Below are 14,566 nucleotides of genomic sequence, written 5' to 3'. Positions count from 1 at the left end.
AACTGAGTGATAGACAACGCCCGAAGCATTGCGCTCCGGGGTTTCAGGAAATTTCCCGGCGAAACGGTGGCAACGCATTGAGAATAGCCTTGCCGTAGCGCTGGGTGACCACCCGCCGGTCAAGCAGGGTGATGGTGCCGCGATCCTCTTCGGTGCGCAGCAGCCGCCCGCAGGCCTGGATCAGCCGTAGCGAGGCGTCCGGCACGGCAATCTCCATGAACGGGTTGCCGCCACGGGCCTCGATCCATTCGGCCAGGGCGGCCTCGACCGGGTCATCCGGCACGGCGAAAGGAATCTTGGCGATCACCACGTGCTCGCAATACGCGCCCGGCAGGTCGACGCCTTCGGCGAAGCTGGCCAGGCCGAACAGCACGCTGGAATCACCGCCATCGACCCGCGCCTTGTGCTTGTTGAGGGTTTCCTGCTTGGACAGGTTGCCCTGGATGAACACCTGCTTGCGCCAGTCGCGGTCCAGGCCGTCGAACACGTCCTGCATCTGCTTGCGCGAGGAAAACAGCACCAGCGAACCGCGCGAGCCTTCCACCAGCTCCGGCAGGTCGCGAATGATCGCTGCGGTGTGGGCGGCGGCATCGCGCGGGTCCGCGCGCAGGTCCGGCACCCGCAGCACGCCGGCGTCAACGTGATGGAAGGGGCTTGGTACAACGCTGGTGACCGCGGTCTTGGGCAGCCCGGCACGCATGCGAAAGCGATCGAACTTGCCCAGTGCCGTCAGCGTCGCCGAGGTCACCAGGGCGCCGTGGGCGACGTTCCACAGGTTGCGCCGGAGCATTTCGGCGGCGAGGATCGGGCTGGCATTGACCTCGATATCGAACAATGCCCCGCTTTCGGCCAGGGTTAGCCAGCGGGCCATGGGCGGGCTGTCTTCGGGATCTTCGGCGGTGAAGGCGGTCCACAGTTCCCAGTTGCCCTGGGCGCGCATCAGCAGGCTGCCGAACAGCGGGTACCACTCCTCGGCCTGATGGCTGGCGATGCCGATATTGACCTCGCCATCCATGCCTTCCTTAAGCAGCTCGGTCAGGCGGGTGAACAGGTCGCTGAGGCGCGAAAAGCCCTTTTTAAGCTCGATGCCCATCTCGCGCATGTGCTCGGGCACCACCCCGCCTTCGAAACGATGACGGGGCCGCTCACGGCCTTCCATGTCTTCGCCCGGGCGGAAATCGGCAACCTGCTCGCAGGCGCTGAACATGAACTGCTGCTGGGCCTTGATTTCGCGAGCCAGCTCCGGCACCTGCTCGATAAACTTGCCCAGATCGCCCGGCAACGGATGCTGGGCCAGCAGTTTGGTCAGGTTCTTGGCGGTTTGCTCGAGCCAGTCGGCGGTCGAACGCAGACGGGTGTAATGGGCGAAGTGGCCGATGGCCTTGTCGGGCAGGTGGTGGCCTTCGTCGAATACATAAATGGTGTCGCGCGGATCCGGCAGCACGGCGCCGCCGCCCAGGGCCAGGTCGGCGAGGACCATGTCGTGGTTGGTGACGATCACATCGACCTTGCCCATGCCTTCACGGGCCTTGTAGAAGGTGCATTGGCCGAAGTTCGGGCAATGGCGCCCGGTGCACTGGCTGTGATCGGTGGTCAGGCGCGCCCAGTCCTGGTCTTCCAAAGCCTGGGGCCAGCTGTCGCGGTCGCCATCCCAGCGATTGCCGGCGAGCTTTTCGATCATGCTGGTGAACAGCTTCTGGCTGGCCTCGTCGACCTCGATCCGGAAGCCTTCTTCCTCGAACAGCTGGGCAGTGGCCGATTGCGCCTGGCCTTCCTGCAGCAGCACATCGAGTTTCGACAGGCACAGGTAACGGCCACGGCCTTTGGCCAGGGCGAAGCTGAAATTCAGACCGCTGTTGCGCATCAGGTCGGGCAGGTCCTTGAAGACAATCTGCTCCTGCAGGGCAACCGTGGCGGTGGCGATCACCAGGCGCTTGCCGGCCGCCTTGGCCGCCGGAATCGACGCCAGGCTGTAGGCTACCGTCTTGCCGGTACCGGTGCCGGCCTCGACCGCGACAACAGCCGGTTCGCCGACGCGCCGGCCTTCGTCGTCGCAGTCGATATCGCCGAGCACCTTGGCCACTTCGGCAATCATCAGGCGCTGGCCGTAGCGCGGCTTGAGGCTCTTGGCTTCGAGAAAACGCGAATAGGCGCCCTGAATCGTGGTTTTGAGTTCGTTGCTGATCATGGTGTCGGGCGCCCGAAGGGCTGGATAAATTTTCAGTGTTTCGATTGGGTCGCTATCATACCCCGCTATTGCCCTTTGCGCCGAATGGAGATCCCGATGCCCGTCTTTGCCCTGTCTTACAGCCTGCATGTTCTGGCCGCCCTGGTGTGGGTCGGGGGGATGTTCTTTGCCTGGCTGATCCTGCGCCCTGCGGCGGTTGCAGCCCTGGAGGGCCCCGCTCGGCTGCGCCTGTGGGTGGAAGTGTTTCAGCGTTTTTTCCTGTGGGTATGGATTGCGATCGCGTTACTGGCGATCAGCGGCATGTTCATGGTCAACACGCGTTTTGCCAGCTTCGAGACCACGCCACGGCACGTGCAGGTGATGATCGGCGGTGCGATCGCAATGTTTGCCGTGTTTTTTCGTGTCCAGTCGTTGCTGTACCCGGAACTGCGCCAGGCGGTGCAGGCCGAAGACTGGCCGGCGGGTGCGGCGGCAATGGCGAAGATTCGGCGGATGGTCGGGATCAACCTGGTGCTGGGGATTGCAGTGGTGTTGTCGGGTGGGGTGCTGTGGTGAACCAGGCCAAGGGGCTGCTTTGCAGCCCATCGCCTTCAAGGCCGGCTCCCATAGGGGCCGGCGCGTGCTTTTACAGGCGCTGCAAAATCAACTCCCCAGCTGCACCCGCCGCTCCCGGCTGACCCGCAGCTCCAGGTTTGCCTGCCGCGCCACCTGCGGTGCTGTACACCAGACAGCCCTTGCTCGCGCCACCGGCGCCCGGCTTGCCGGCTGCACCCGCCACGCCTGGCGCACCGCCATCAAGCTGGACCACGATGCGCTCGGCAGGGAAACCTGCCGGTAACGCCAGCCGCACCCGGCCACCCGGCGCGCCGTCATGGCCATTGCCACCGTTATCGCCATTGGCGCCGCGGCTGGCCTGGCCCCAAGTGCAGCCCCCCGGCTTGCCGTTGGCGCCATCGAGCCCGACGTAACCCGGCGCACCCGCACCACCGCGGGCATCGATGGCCAACGTCGTGGCCTGCAGCTCATGCAGCTGCAACTCCAGGTTGCGCCCAGCCTTTGCCGCTTTCTCATAAGTACCCGGCGCACCATGGGCAACAATCTGGCTGCCCTCGGCGAATTGGGCCCGGCTCACTTCGATCTGCAGGGTGGATTCGGCCGGCACGATGGCAATCCGCGCCTCCCGGCCCAGGTGCAACTCATCGACCCTGAGATCGACCAGGCTGGCGGGCAGCACCAGAGTGGCGGAATCAGCAACCTCCAGGCGTTGCAAATGCACGACGCTGGCCTTGTTTGGCAGGCGCAACACTGAATGGGCAGCCACGCTGATGGCATCGGCCAGGGCCAGGGGGCTGAACAACGCAGCCAGAATGATCAATTTACGCATGAGCAGCTTCCTTGCGGGGTGCCGGAATTGAAAGAACATGAAAAATACCGACCAGCAGGATCTGCAAGCGATCGAACCAACGATGGCTGCGCTCACGCAGGCAACCATTGAACATCAATACTTCCAGCAAGTGCAGGCCAAGCAGGGCGGCACCGGCGGCATTGATCAGCAGGTGGAAGGGGTGCTCCAGCGGTATCAGCAGATTCACCAGTACCACCCACCAGAACACCACGGTCAGGGCCTTGGCCAGCCCCAGTAAACCTTGCATAGGCGCCCCCCGTTGTTATTTTTCGGTGGCGATGCCAGGTCCCCCCGGCATCGCCTGCAACAGTAACGGCTGACACACTCCTTGTGCCAGAGGCTCGGTCAATTAAGGTGCAGTTCCACCCTGCGGTTCTGCGCCCGCCCGGCATCGGTGTCGTTATCGGCGACAGGCTGGCTTTCACCCTTGCCCTGGCTGGTGACCTTGGCTGGCGACAGGCCCTGGCTGATCAGGTACTCGGCAACACTGCTCGCCCGCCGTTCGGACAACGCCTGGTTGTAGGCATCCGAGCCCTGGCTGTCGGTATGGCCGATGACTTTGACGCTGACCACATTGGCACCATTGAGCTTGCTGGTCAGCGCCTGCAGCTGTTGTTGGGCCGCGCTGGTCAACTGCGCCGAGTCAAAGGCGAACATTACCGCGCCCTGGTCGCTGAGGGTGATCACTTCCGAGGTCGGTGCAGGTTCCGGGGCCTTCTGGCTCACCGGGTATTGCGGCAGCGGGCAACCGGTATGGCTGACCGGGGTGTTGGCCGGCGTGTCAGGGCAACGGTCACGGCGGTCGAACACGCCGTCTTCATCTTCGTCACCGTCCTGGGCATAACAGATCAGGCCGCCGGCAATTGCGCCGGCAGCACCGGCACCGGCTGCCCAGGCTGAGCTTTCGATGGCGCCAAGACCACCACCGACCAGACCGCCAAGCAGGCTGCAGATAGGCCAGGTCCTTTGATTGAGTGGGGCGCTGCCATCGCTGTGGGTCGCGCAACCGGAGAGCAGGCTTGCGGCCAGAAGCACCGGCAGCGTGGCCTTGAAGAGAACACTCATGAGAATTGCTCCTGTGTCACCGGCCTCTACCGGTCACACAGGAGTAAAGACCGGCCTGCGGTACTTCTCAAGCCGCAGGCCGCTGGCGCTTCAGCGCTCGATGCGAATTTCCGTACGGCGGTTCTGTGCCCGGCCATCGGCAGTGGCGTTATCGGCAACCGGCTGGGTCTCACCCGCACCGCGCACCGAGACAAAGCTGGCGCGTGGCACGCCGCTCTCGATCAGGTATTCGGTGACCGAGTGGGCGCGGCGCTCCGAAAGCTTCTGGTTATAGGCATCGGAGCCTTTGCTGTCGGTATGGCCGGTGACGCTCAAACGCGCGCTCGCCGCTTCGTTTTTCAGGCGTGTGGCGATGGTATTGAGGCGTTCCTTGTCGGCGGCGGTCAGCTTGGCCGAATCGAACTCGAAGTGAACATCGCGGATGACAATGACTTCTTCCTTGACCACGGCCACTTCTTCGACCACGGCCACCGGCTCTGGTGGGCAGCCGTTGGCATCGACCTGCACGCCGCGCGGTGTGCCCGGACATTTGTCGCGGCTGTCTGGCACGCCATCGCCGTCTTCATCGCCATCGCCATGGGCCCAGCAATAACCGGCGGCCATGCCCGCGCCGAGCAGCGCGCCCCAGCCTGCCCAGCTGGAGCTCTCGATAGCGCCCAAGGCTGCGCCGCCTACGCCCCCGACGGCAGCACACTTCGGCCAGTCGGTTTTTTGCAAACCTGCACAACCAGTCAACACGCTGGTTAGCAGAACCAGAGGTAATGCTGTGCGTACTATGCTCATTTTGTTGCATCTCCTGGGGGGAATCGGTGCAAAACCGATGCTCTGGGAGTAAAGACCGCCTCATTGATATCCGCCAGCAATAGGCCATGATGCGGCGCCGCGGCACTATGCCAAGTGCCGCCAGACCGTTAGTCTTGAGCTATCTGACCGAGGATTCCCGATGATTGACGGTTTTTCCCAGCGCACCCCGCAACAGGCCCTGGCCGCCCTGCTTGATCGCTATGCGCCGCAGCGCCTGCTATTGATAGGCGAGCGCTTTCCGGCCCTGGAGGCTTTCGCCCAGGCGCATCCGCAGGCGCAGATCGACGTGGCCAGCCCCGGCCCGCTGCCGGCCGAGCTTGCGGCGCAGCGCTTCGACCTGGCGCTGCTGGTCGATTGCCTCGAGCACCTGCCCAAACGCGATGGCCTGCAATTGCTCGGTGGCATTCGCAACCTCAACGCCAGCCGCGTGGCCGTGCTGGCCGACCTGAACGCCTGTGGCTGGCAAGAAACCGACTTCTTCGCCCTGGCCCTGCAAGCCAGCGAAAAATTCCAACGGGATGAGCAGGTTTTGAACCTGTTCACCTATGATCTACGTGAATACAAACAGGTCCCGGACTGGCTCAACGCCAAGTTCTGGGCCAACCCGGAAAATTTTGGCAAGTACTGGTGGTGAAGCAATGAGTGTCTCGGTTTGCCCCTGCGGTAGCGGCGATCAGCTCGATACCTGCTGCGGGCATTATCATGCTGGGCTCCCCGCCCCCGACGCGCAGACGCTGATGCGTTCGCGCTACAGCGCCTATGTGCTGGGGCTGGTCGACTACCTGGTGGCCACTACCCTGCCGGTCCAGCAAGCGGGGCTCGACCGCGAGGCGATCAAAGCCTGGAGCCAGCAGAGCACCTGGCTGGGCCTTGAGGTCGAAGGTGCCGAAGTGTTCGGCGGCAAGCCTGAACATGCCTTCGTGACCTTTACCGCCCGCTGGCACGACAACGACGGTGAACATTGCCACCGCGAACGCTCGGCCTTCGTCCAGAACCACGGCCGCTGGTACTTCATCGACCCGACCGTCGGCCTCAAGGCCACGCGCAACGATCCCTGCCCATGCAACAGCGGGCAGAAGTTCAAGAAGTGCTGCTCCAGTTACCTGGGTAGCTGAGCCTGATGGCCCGCCTGCTGCTGATCGGCGCTCTGCTCTTGCATCTGGCGGGCTGCGCCAGCTGGCTGGACAGTGACTACCAGGACCCGCAGGTGCACCTGCTCAAGGTTGAGCCGGTGAAGATGCGCCTGCTGCAGCAGGAGTTTGTGCTCCATGTGCAGGTCGACAACCCCAACGACAGCCGCCTGTTCATCCGTTACCTGGGCTACAAGGTGCTGATCAACGACCTGCCGTTGACCGAAGGCGAGGCCAGTCTGTGGCGCAGTGTCGGCCCGCACGCGCGGCGCACCTTCAAGATCCCGGTGCGCACCAACCTCTGGCAGCAGGTCAAACCCCTGGCCAAACTGCTCAAAGGCAGCGAAGGCCCGTTGCGTTATCGCCTGGAAGGTGAACTGAGCAGCGGATTATTCTTCGCCCGCGACCTGCACTTGTCGCGCAGTGGTGAGATAATTCCCGGCGATCTTATTCCGGAGTAACCCAAGATGACCCAGCAACCCCATGTCCATGGCCCTGACTGCAACCACGATCATGATCATCACGACCATGACCATGGCCATGTACACGGCCCGCACTGCAACCACGGCCACCAGGAGCCGGTGCGCAACGCCCTGAAGGACGTCGGCCGCAACGATCCGTGCCCATGCGGCAGCAGCAAGAAGTTCAAGAAGTGCCACGGCGCCTGATCGCGGCCTTTTGCTAGTGGTCGGCGCTTGCGCAGCGCGCAGGTGCGACCGCTAGCTCCCCTGCCGGCGCGACGCCTCGTCAGCTGGTGAAAATAAAGGCTGCGCCCCGCTTGCATGGTGTGATCGCGCTCACTAACGTAGCGCCTTTTACCGCCACGCCCTGCAGGAGCCTGATCATGGCCGCGCCAGCCCTTCCCCCTTTTACCCCCCGGTTCGGCGTAGCCGCTGCGATGCTCGGGCTGCTCAGCCTGGGCGGCTGCCAAATGGCCGGCCAGCGCGACAGCGTGCTGCCCAGCACCGGCGTGCAGCCGCTCAAAGGCCTGGCGCAGAATGTTTCGGTGCGTCGCAACGCCCTGGGCATGCCCCTGATCGAATCGAGCAACTTCCACGACGCACTGTTCGCCCTGGGCTATATCCACGCCGGTGACCGTATCGGGCAGATGGTCGGCATGCGCCTGCTGGCTCAAGGCCGCCTGGCGGAAATGGCCGGTGCCGATGTGCTGGAAGTCGACCGCCTGATGCGCGCGGCCAACCTCAAGGCCAGCGCCAACCAGCTGTATGCCGATGCCTCGCCGCGCCTCAAACGCTTCTTCGAGGTGTATGCCCGTGGCGTCAACGCTTACATGTTCCGCTACCGCGACAAGCTGCCGGCGCCACTGGCGCAAAGCGGCTACCGCCCGGAATACTGGAAGCCCGAAGACTCGGCGCTGATCTTCTGCCTGTACAACTTCAGCCAGTCGGTCAACCTGCAGGAAGAACTCGCAGCCCTGGGCCTGGCGCAAAAAGTCGGTACCGACAAACTGGCCTGGCTGCTGCCAAGCTACCCTGACGAACCGCTGGCGCTGGGCGAAACCGACAAGCTCAAAGGCCTGAACCTGAACACCCAGCTTGCGGGCCTGGCGCCACTAACGGCAGTCAGCGAGCAGCTGGCTGCACTCAACCTGCTTGGCACCGCCGGTTCCAGCAACTGGGCGATTGCCCCGCAGCGCAGCCGCAGCGGCAAGAGCCTGATGGCCAGCGATAGCCTCGGCGCCTGGGCGATGAGCCCGGTGCAGATCCGTTCGCCCAAATACCAGGTCGCCGGCGTGTCGATTGCCGGCCTGCCGTTGGTGCTTTCGGGCTACAACGGCAAGCTGGCCTGGAGCGCCAGCGCGGTGATGGCCGACAACCAGGACCTGTTCCTGGAAAAACTGCGCAAGGAAGGCAGCCGCCTGATGTACCAGGCCGACGGCAAATGGCTGCCAGCCCAGGCCCGCAACGAAACCTTCTTCATCAAGGGCCAGCGCCCGCTGCGTGAAACCCTGTACGACACCCGCCACGGCACCCTGCTCGGCCAGCCGCACAACGCCAGCCTGGGCCTGGCCCTGCGCATGCCCGAGCTCAAGGGCGACCAGAGCCTGGATGCGTTCTTCAACCTGTCGCGGGCGCAGAATGTCGAGCGCGCCTTCGACAACACCCGTGAGATTGGCGCTGCGGCGCTGAACTTCGTGTTTGCCGACGCCAGCAACATCGGCTGGCAGGTCAGCGGGCGCTTCCCCAACCGTCGTGAAGGCCAGGGCCTGCTGCCTTCGCCAGGCTGGGACGGTCGCTACGACTGGGACGGATACGCCGACCCGATGCTCCACCCCTACGACCAGGACCCGCCCCAGGGCTGGATCGGCAATGCCAACCAGCGCAGCGTACCCAAAGGCTACGGCATGCAGTTGTCCAATAGCTGGTACTACCCCGAGCGCGCCGAGCGCCTGGCGCAACTGGCTGGCAACGGCAAGCACGACAGCCGTAGCCTGATGATGATGCAGAGCGACCAGACCACGCTGTTTGCCGACAAGCTGAAAAAGATGTTCCAAGCCCCCGGCATGGCCCAACCGCTCAAGCAGGCGATCGACGCCCTGCCAGCCGAGCAACGGACCAAGGCCCGCGAGGCTTACACCCGTTTGATGGCCTTCGACGGCCGGCTGAGCACCACCTCGGCAGACGCCGCCCTGTATGAACTGTTCCTGCAGGAAAGTGCAAAACTGACCTTCCTCGACGAGCTGGGCCCCGAATCCAGCCCGACCTGGCAGGCCTTCGTCGGTAACGCACGGTTGTCCTATTCAGCCCAGGCCGACCACTTGCTCGGCCGCGAAGACAGCCCGTTCTGGGACGATCAGAAAACTGCGCAAAAAGAAGACAAACCGGCCATTCTCGCCCGCAGCCTGGCTGCGGCGGTCAATGCCGGCGAAGCGCAACTGGGCACTGATCACCGCGCCTGGCAATGGGGCAAGCTGCACCAGTACCGCTGGCCGGTGCCGACCTTCCATGGCCTGGGTGATGCCGTCAGTCGCGGCCCGCTGGCCACAGGCGGCGACCACAGCACCCTGAACCTGGCACCCTATGCCTGGGGACAGAACTTCAATGCGCAACTACCACCGTCGCTGCGCATGGTAGTGGACTTCGGTCAAATCGAACCTCTGCAACTGCAAAGCAGCAGCGGCCAGTCCGGCAACCCGGCCAGCCCGCACTTTACCGATGGCCTGGATGCCTGGTTCAAGGGCCGCTACATGAGCCTGCCGCTGCAACCGCAAAACTTCGACCGCGCCTACGGCAACAAGCGCCTGACCCTGGTGCCGGGCAAGTAACGCCGCGCCATCCGCACGCGCAGCCGGTGCAAAGCCGGCTGCGCTGATCCATATCAACGGCCCCCACCGCCAAATCCCTTACAACGAAACTGAGGCAAGTTTCGTTTCCCGCCTCTGCCTGATGAACCATAAAAACGATTGCAGCCCTGTGCCCAGGGGACCACCCCAGGCCAGGTGACTAAAGGAATAATGCAATGGCATCTGCCTTCTCCCGTCTGGCCCTGGTGGCCACGACCGTGTTCTCGTTCTCCGTACTCGCCAGCGAGCCGCCCCCGGCAGTGGCGGCCGACAGCGAACTGCTGGCCCGAGGCAAATACATCGCTCAGCTGGGCGACTGCATTGCTTGCCACACCGCACCGCAAGCGCCGGAAATGGCCGGTGGCCTGCAACTGAAAACGCCGATGGGCACCATCTACTCGAGCAACATCACCCCCGACCCGGATACCGGCATCGGCCGCTACAGCTTCGAGCAGTTCGACAAGGCCATGCGCGAAGGGGTTACCCCGGACGGCACCAACCTGTACCCGGCGATGCCTTACCCCTCCTACGCGAAAATGACCGAAGCGGACATGCGCGCCCTGTACGCCTACCTGATGCAGGGCGTGACGCCGATCAGCCAGTCCAACCAGGAAGCGGACATGAGCTGGCCGTTCAACATGCGCTGGGGCCTGTCGCTGTGGAACTTCGCCTTTGTCGACACCGAGCCCTTCGAGCCCGATGCCGCCAAGGACGACGTGCTCAATCGTGGTGCCTACCTGGTGCAGGGCCTGGGCCATTGTGGTGCCTGCCATACCCCGCGCGGTATCGCCTTCCAGGAGAAGGCCATGAGCGATGCCGGCCGCAGCGGCAAGCACTTCCTCGCCGGTGAAACCGTAGAGCACTGGCAGGCCCTGAGCCTGCGTAACCTGTGGACCGTGGAAGACACCGTACAATTGCTCAAGACCGGGCAGAACCGCTTTGCCACGGTGTCGGGCAACATGGCCGACGTCATTCATCACAGTACCCAGCACTTCAGTGACGCCGACCTGGTGGCCATCGCCAGCTACCTGAAGTCGCTGCCACCGGGGGAGGATGACTTGCCAATGCCGGATATCCCCCTGGCCGCAAACGCCGCCCCGGACGACCTGTTCAGCAGCCGCGGCGGCCTGGGCTACACCCAGTTCTGCAGCGATTGCCACCGCCCCGACGGCCGTGGGGTCCCGGGCCTGTTTCCGCCATTGGCCGGCAACCCGAGCATCGCCTCGGCCAACCCGACCTCCCTGCTGCACATCACCCTTACTGGCTGGGAAACCGCACAGACCGCCACCCATTCGCGGGTCTACACCATGCCAGGCTTCGCCCGCCTGGCCGATGAAGAGATCGCCGAAATCCTGACCTTCGTGCGCGGCCGCTGGGGCAACAACAGTTCGCCGATCACCGCCAAGCAGGTCAAAGCCCTGCGTGACCAGCTCAACCCGCAGACCACCGACTCCAGCGCGTTTGAAACCCCGCGCCTGGCCAACCTGCTCGCCGCAGCCAATGCCGACCAGGTGATCCGCGGCATGCGCCTGCACCTGCAAACCCGTGAGCTGCTGCCGGACAACGTCGGCAACGCACTCAACTGCACCAGCTGCCACCTCAACGCCGGCACCGTGGCCGACGGCTCGCCGTTTGTCGGCGTCTCGGCGTTCTTCCCCAGCTACGCACCGCGTGCAGGCAAGGAAGTCACCCTTGAAGAGCGCATCAATGGCTGCTTCCGGCGCTCGATGAACGGCAAGCCAATCCCGCCGCAATCGGCGGACATGCAGGCGATGGTGGCCTATTTCGACTGGATGAAGATGAACACCCAGCCGGGCGACAAGGTGGCCGGGCGCGGGGTCGGCAAGATCGACACGGCGATCAAGCCGGACCTGGACAACGGCAAGCAGGTGTATGCCGAGCAGTGCGCGGTGTGCCATGGCAGCAATGGCGAGGGCCTGGCCCGTGAAGACGGCAGCCTGGTGTACCCGCCGCTGTGGGGCGACCAATCGTTCAATATCGGCGCCGGCATGGCCCGCACCTATACCGCTGCGGCGTTCGTAAAACGCAATATGCCGATTGGCTTTCACGAGAAGTTCCCGCTCGGCCAGGGGGGCTTGAGTGATCAGGAGGCGGTGGATGTCGCGGCCTGGTTCTCGCAGCAGCCCCGGCCGGACTTCCCGGACAAGGTCAAGGACTGGCCCAAAGGTGGCAAGCCGGTGGATGCGCGTTACTAAAGTAGTTCAGGGCCGCGCTGCGGCCCATCGCTGACAAGGCCGGCGCCTACAGAATGTGGGCGCCGGCCTGGAATATGGTGTGAAACTTGCTATCACTGTGTTGTCTGGCATTGACCGGTAACGGCCCTTTGCCACCCCAACACTTTGCGAATCCAAGGACACACAATGAAAAAAGCATGGCTGACGCTTTCCGCACTCGCGTTGTGTCTGGCTGCGGGCAATACCCTGGCCAAGGAATACAAGGAGCTGCGCTTCGGCGTCGATCCGTCTTATGCACCGTTCGAATCGAAAGCCGCCGACGGTTCTCTGGTGGGCTTTGACATCGACCTGGGCAATGCCATCTGCGCTGAGCTCAAGGTCAAGTGCAAGTGGGTGGAAAGTGACTTCGACGGCATGATTCCGGGGCTCAAGGCCAACAAGTTCGATGGTGTGATTTCGTCGATGACCGTTACCCCGGCGCGCGAGAAAGTCATCGACTTCTCCAATGAACTGTTCTCCGGCCCCACCGCCCTGGTATTCAAGAAAGGCTCGGGCCTGACTGCCGACCCGGCCTCGCTCAAGGGCAAGACCGTCGGCTACGAGCAAGGCACCATTCAGGAAGCCTACGCCAAGGCCGTGCTGGACAAGGCCGGGGTCAAGACCCAGGCCTACCAGAACCAGGACCAGGTCTATGCCGACCTGACCTCCGGACGCCTGGATGCCTCGATCCAGGACATGCTCCAGGCCGAACTGGGCTTCCTCAAATCGCCAAAAGGCGTCGACTACGAAGTCAGCCAGCCGGTCGAGAGCGAATTGCTGCCGTCCAAGACCGCAGTCGGTATCAAAAAAGGTAACACTGAGCTCAAGGCGCTCCTGGATAAAGGTATCAAAGCGTTACACGACGACGGCACCTACGCCACGATCCAGAAAAAGCACTTCGGTGACCTGAACCTCTACAGCGGCAAATAACCGGTGCGGGAACCGGCAATGCCGGTTCCCGCATGATCGCGTCCACTGGCATAGGTTCGTTTCATGTTCGAAGACCTGCTGCAGTTCCTGGGGCTCTCGGCTTTCAGCTTGAAGGGCTTCGGCCCCTTGCTGCTGCAGGGCACCTGGATGACCATCCAACTGTCCTTCATGTCGCTGCTGGTCAGCGTTGGCCTGGGCCTGCTCGGCGCCAGTGCCAAACTCTCGCCGTTGCGCCCGCTGCGCCTGATTGCCCAGGCCTATACCACGCTGATTCGCGGCGTGCCTGACCTGGTGCTGATGCTGCTGATTTTCTACAGCCTGCAAACCTGGCTGACCAGCCTCACCGACGCCATGGAATGGGAATACATCGAGATCGACCCGTTCGCCGCCGGGGTCATCACCCTGGGCTTCATCTACGGCGCCTATTTCACCGAAACCTTTCGCGGCGCCATCCTCGCCGTGCCGCGGGGCCAGGTCGAAGCGGCCACCGCCTATGGCCTCAAGCGCCTGCAACGCTTTCGCTTCGTGGTCTTCCCGCAAATGATGCGCTTCGCCCTGCCGGGCATCGGCAACAACTGGATGGTGATGCTCAAGGCCACTGCGCTGGTGTCGATCATCGGCTTGGCCGACCTGGTCAAGGCCGCCCAGGACGCCGGCAAGAGCAGCTACCAGCTGTTCTACTTCCTGGTGGTCGCGGCGTTCATCTACCTGTTGATCACCAGCGCTTCCAACATTGCCCTGCGCTGGCTGGAACGGCGCTATAACGTCGGCACCCGGGAGGCCATCCGATGATCGAACTCTTGCAGGAATACTGGCGCGCCTTTCTCTACACCGACGGCACCCACATCACCGGCCTGGCCATGACCCTGTGGCTGCTCACCGCAGCCCTGGCGATTGGCTTCGTGGTCTCGATCCCGCTGTCGATTGCGCGGGTTTCGACGCGTTTCTGGGTTCGCTGGCCGGTGCAGTTCTACACCTACCTGTTCCGCGGCACGCCGCTGTATATCCAGTTGCTGATCTGCTACACCGGGATCTACAGCCTGGAAGCGGTGCGCGCGCAACCGCTGCTCGACAGCTTTTTTCGCGATGCGATGAACTGCACCATCCTCGCCTTCGCCCTCAACACCTGCGCCTACACCACGGAGATTTTCGCCGGGGCGATCCGCAGCATGAACCACGGTGAAGTCGAGGCCGCCAAGGCTTACGGCCTGCGCGGCTGGAAACTTTATGCTTATATCATCATGCCGTCGGCGCTGCGCCGCTCGCTGCCGTACTACAGCAACGAAGTGATCCTGATGCTGCATTCCACCACGGTGGCCTTCACCGCCACCGTGCCAGACATCCTCAAGGTCGCCCGCGACGCCAACTCGGCCACATTTCTGACCTTTCAGTCGTTCGGCATTGCCGCGCTGATCTACCTGTGCGTGACCTTCGCCCTGGTAGGGCTGTTCCGCCTCGCCGAACGTCGCTGGCTGGCTTTTCTAGGACCGACACACTAGGACTGAT

Annotated in this window: 15 protein-coding genes; 10 read left to right on the top strand and 5 right to left on the bottom strand. The window is 63.4% G+C overall.

All coding sequences use genetic code 11. From position 1 onward, the window contains the following. Window positions 1-43: 43 nt before the first annotated feature. Window positions 44-2,188 carry an ATP-dependent DNA helicase DinG gene (dinG, locus tag ABIE20_RS22290; protein ID WP_045197794.1) on the bottom strand — a complete coding sequence of 715 codons (2,145 nt, stop codon included), beginning with the start codon at window positions 2,186-2,188 and terminating at the stop codon, window positions 44-46. Window positions 2,189-2,284: 96 nt separating this feature from the next. Between dinG and ABIE20_RS22285 the strand changes: the two genes are divergently transcribed. Next, entirely contained in the window at window positions 2,285-2,743 is a 459-nt protein-coding gene (locus ABIE20_RS22285) for a CopD family protein (RefSeq protein WP_429507368.1), read from the top strand. A gap of 70 nt (window positions 2,744-2,813) precedes the next feature. On the opposite strand, the gene ABIE20_RS22280 is transcribed toward ABIE20_RS22285, so the two are convergent. The 4 genes from ABIE20_RS22280 to ABIE20_RS22265 form a co-directional block, all read right to left on the bottom strand. Beyond that, window positions 2,814-3,572 (bottom strand): collagen-like protein, encoded by a 759-nt coding sequence (locus tag ABIE20_RS22280; protein WP_429507367.1) that lies wholly within the window; start codon window positions 3,570-3,572, stop codon window positions 2,814-2,816. Next, entirely contained in the window at window positions 3,565-3,840 is a 276-nt protein-coding gene (locus ABIE20_RS22275; protein ID WP_038999146.1) for a DUF1145 domain-containing protein, read from the bottom strand. The genes ABIE20_RS22280 and ABIE20_RS22275 overlap by 8 nt, the downstream gene beginning before the upstream one ends. 98 nt (window positions 3,841-3,938) lie before the next feature. Then, window positions 3,939-4,658 carry an OmpA family protein gene (locus tag ABIE20_RS22270; protein ID WP_429507365.1) on the bottom strand — a complete coding sequence of 240 codons (720 nt, stop codon included), beginning with the start codon at window positions 4,656-4,658 and terminating at the stop codon, window positions 3,939-3,941. Window positions 4,659-4,748: 90 nt separating this feature from the next. Further along, window positions 4,749-5,441, bottom strand: a complete 693-nt coding sequence (locus ABIE20_RS22265; RefSeq protein ID WP_429507363.1) for an OmpA family protein — start codon at window positions 5,439-5,441, stop codon at window positions 4,749-4,751. A 160-nt stretch (window positions 5,442-5,601) separates the two neighbouring features. On the opposite strand from ABIE20_RS22265, the gene ABIE20_RS22260 reads away from it, so the two are divergent. From ABIE20_RS22260 to ABIE20_RS22220, 9 genes are all read left to right on the top strand, one after another. Then, entirely contained in the window at window positions 5,602-6,096 is a 495-nt protein-coding gene (locus ABIE20_RS22260) for a DUF6231 family protein (protein ID WP_429507362.1), read from the top strand. A 4-nt stretch (window positions 6,097-6,100) separates the two neighbouring features. Then, window positions 6,101-6,577, top strand: coding sequence for a YchJ family protein (locus ABIE20_RS22255; RefSeq protein WP_429507361.1), 477 nt, complete (start codon window positions 6,101-6,103; stop codon window positions 6,575-6,577). Between the two features lie 5 nt (window positions 6,578-6,582). Continuing rightward, complete coding sequence (locus ABIE20_RS22250) at window positions 6,583-7,053, top strand: LEA type 2 family protein (RefSeq protein ID WP_429507359.1); 471 nt, start codon at window positions 6,583-6,585, stop codon at window positions 7,051-7,053. A 6-nt stretch (window positions 7,054-7,059) separates the two neighbouring features. Next, window positions 7,060-7,260 carry an SEC-C metal-binding domain-containing protein gene (locus ABIE20_RS22245; RefSeq protein WP_010221064.1) on the top strand — a complete coding sequence of 67 codons (201 nt, stop codon included), beginning with the start codon at window positions 7,060-7,062 and terminating at the stop codon, window positions 7,258-7,260. 176 nt (window positions 7,261-7,436) lie between these two features. Then, window positions 7,437-9,878 carry a penicillin acylase family protein gene (locus ABIE20_RS22240; protein WP_429507357.1) on the top strand — a complete coding sequence of 814 codons (2,442 nt, stop codon included), beginning with the start codon at window positions 7,437-7,439 and terminating at the stop codon, window positions 9,876-9,878. Window positions 9,879-10,072: 194 nt separating this feature from the next. After that, window positions 10,073-12,112, top strand: a complete 2,040-nt coding sequence (locus tag ABIE20_RS22235) for a c-type cytochrome (protein WP_429507356.1) — start codon at window positions 10,073-10,075, stop codon at window positions 12,110-12,112. A 165-nt stretch (window positions 12,113-12,277) separates the two neighbouring features. Then, window positions 12,278-13,060, top strand: coding sequence for a transporter substrate-binding domain-containing protein (locus tag ABIE20_RS22230; protein ID WP_429507354.1), 783 nt, complete (start codon window positions 12,278-12,280; stop codon window positions 13,058-13,060). Window positions 13,061-13,123: 63 nt separating this feature from the next. Beyond that, a complete protein-coding gene (locus ABIE20_RS22225) occupies window positions 13,124-13,852 on the top strand; it encodes an ABC transporter permease (protein ID WP_429507353.1) in 729 nt (242 codons plus the stop codon). Then, a complete protein-coding gene (locus tag ABIE20_RS22220; protein ID WP_429507352.1) occupies window positions 13,849-14,559 on the top strand; it encodes an ABC transporter permease in 711 nt (236 codons plus the stop codon). Before ABIE20_RS22225 ends, ABIE20_RS22220 begins: the two co-directional genes overlap by 4 nt. Window positions 14,560-14,566: the final 7 nt, after the last annotated feature.

Origin of the sequence: Pseudomonas sp. 2835 (assembly GCF_050435905.1) — a bacterium.
In the GTDB taxonomy this organism is placed as follows: domain Bacteria; phylum Pseudomonadota; class Gammaproteobacteria; order Pseudomonadales; family Pseudomonadaceae; genus Aquipseudomonas.
Note: the sequence above shows the minus strand (reverse complement) of the source record. Positions and strands in the feature narration are given on the sequence as shown.

Coding starts and splice junctions, on each gene's coding strand:
- ABIE20_RS22240 (WP_429507357.1), top strand. CDS start 7,437: ATGGCCGCGCCAGCCCTTCCCCCTTTTACCCCCCGGTTCGGCGTAGCC.
- ABIE20_RS22235 (WP_429507356.1), top strand. CDS start 10,073: ATGGCATCTGCCTTCTCCCGTCTGGCCCTGGTGGCCACGACCGTGTTC.
- ABIE20_RS22265 (WP_429507363.1), bottom strand. CDS start 5,441: ATGAGCATAGTACGCACAGCATTACCTCTGGTTCTGCTAACCAGCGTG.
- ABIE20_RS22250 (WP_429507359.1), top strand. CDS start 6,583: ATGGCCCGCCTGCTGCTGATCGGCGCTCTGCTCTTGCATCTGGCGGGC.
- ABIE20_RS22260 (WP_429507362.1), top strand. CDS start 5,602: ATGATTGACGGTTTTTCCCAGCGCACCCCGCAACAGGCCCTGGCCGCC.
- ABIE20_RS22275 (WP_038999146.1), bottom strand. CDS start 3,840: ATGCAAGGTTTACTGGGGCTGGCCAAGGCCCTGACCGTGGTGTTCTGG.
- dinG (WP_045197794.1), bottom strand. CDS start 2,188: ATGATCAGCAACGAACTCAAAACCACGATTCAGGGCGCCTATTCGCGT.
- ABIE20_RS22220 (WP_429507352.1), top strand. CDS start 13,849: ATGATCGAACTCTTGCAGGAATACTGGCGCGCCTTTCTCTACACCGAC.
- ABIE20_RS22245 (WP_010221064.1), top strand. CDS start 7,060: ATGACCCAGCAACCCCATGTCCATGGCCCTGACTGCAACCACGATCAT.
- ABIE20_RS22270 (WP_429507365.1), bottom strand. CDS start 4,658: ATGAGTGTTCTCTTCAAGGCCACGCTGCCGGTGCTTCTGGCCGCAAGC.
- ABIE20_RS22230 (WP_429507354.1), top strand. CDS start 12,278: ATGAAAAAAGCATGGCTGACGCTTTCCGCACTCGCGTTGTGTCTGGCT.
- ABIE20_RS22225 (WP_429507353.1), top strand. CDS start 13,124: ATGTTCGAAGACCTGCTGCAGTTCCTGGGGCTCTCGGCTTTCAGCTTG.
- ABIE20_RS22280 (WP_429507367.1), bottom strand. CDS start 3,572: ATGCGTAAATTGATCATTCTGGCTGCGTTGTTCAGCCCCCTGGCCCTG.
- ABIE20_RS22285 (WP_429507368.1), top strand. CDS start 2,285: ATGCCCGTCTTTGCCCTGTCTTACAGCCTGCATGTTCTGGCCGCCCTG.
- ABIE20_RS22255 (WP_429507361.1), top strand. CDS start 6,101: ATGAGTGTCTCGGTTTGCCCCTGCGGTAGCGGCGATCAGCTCGATACC.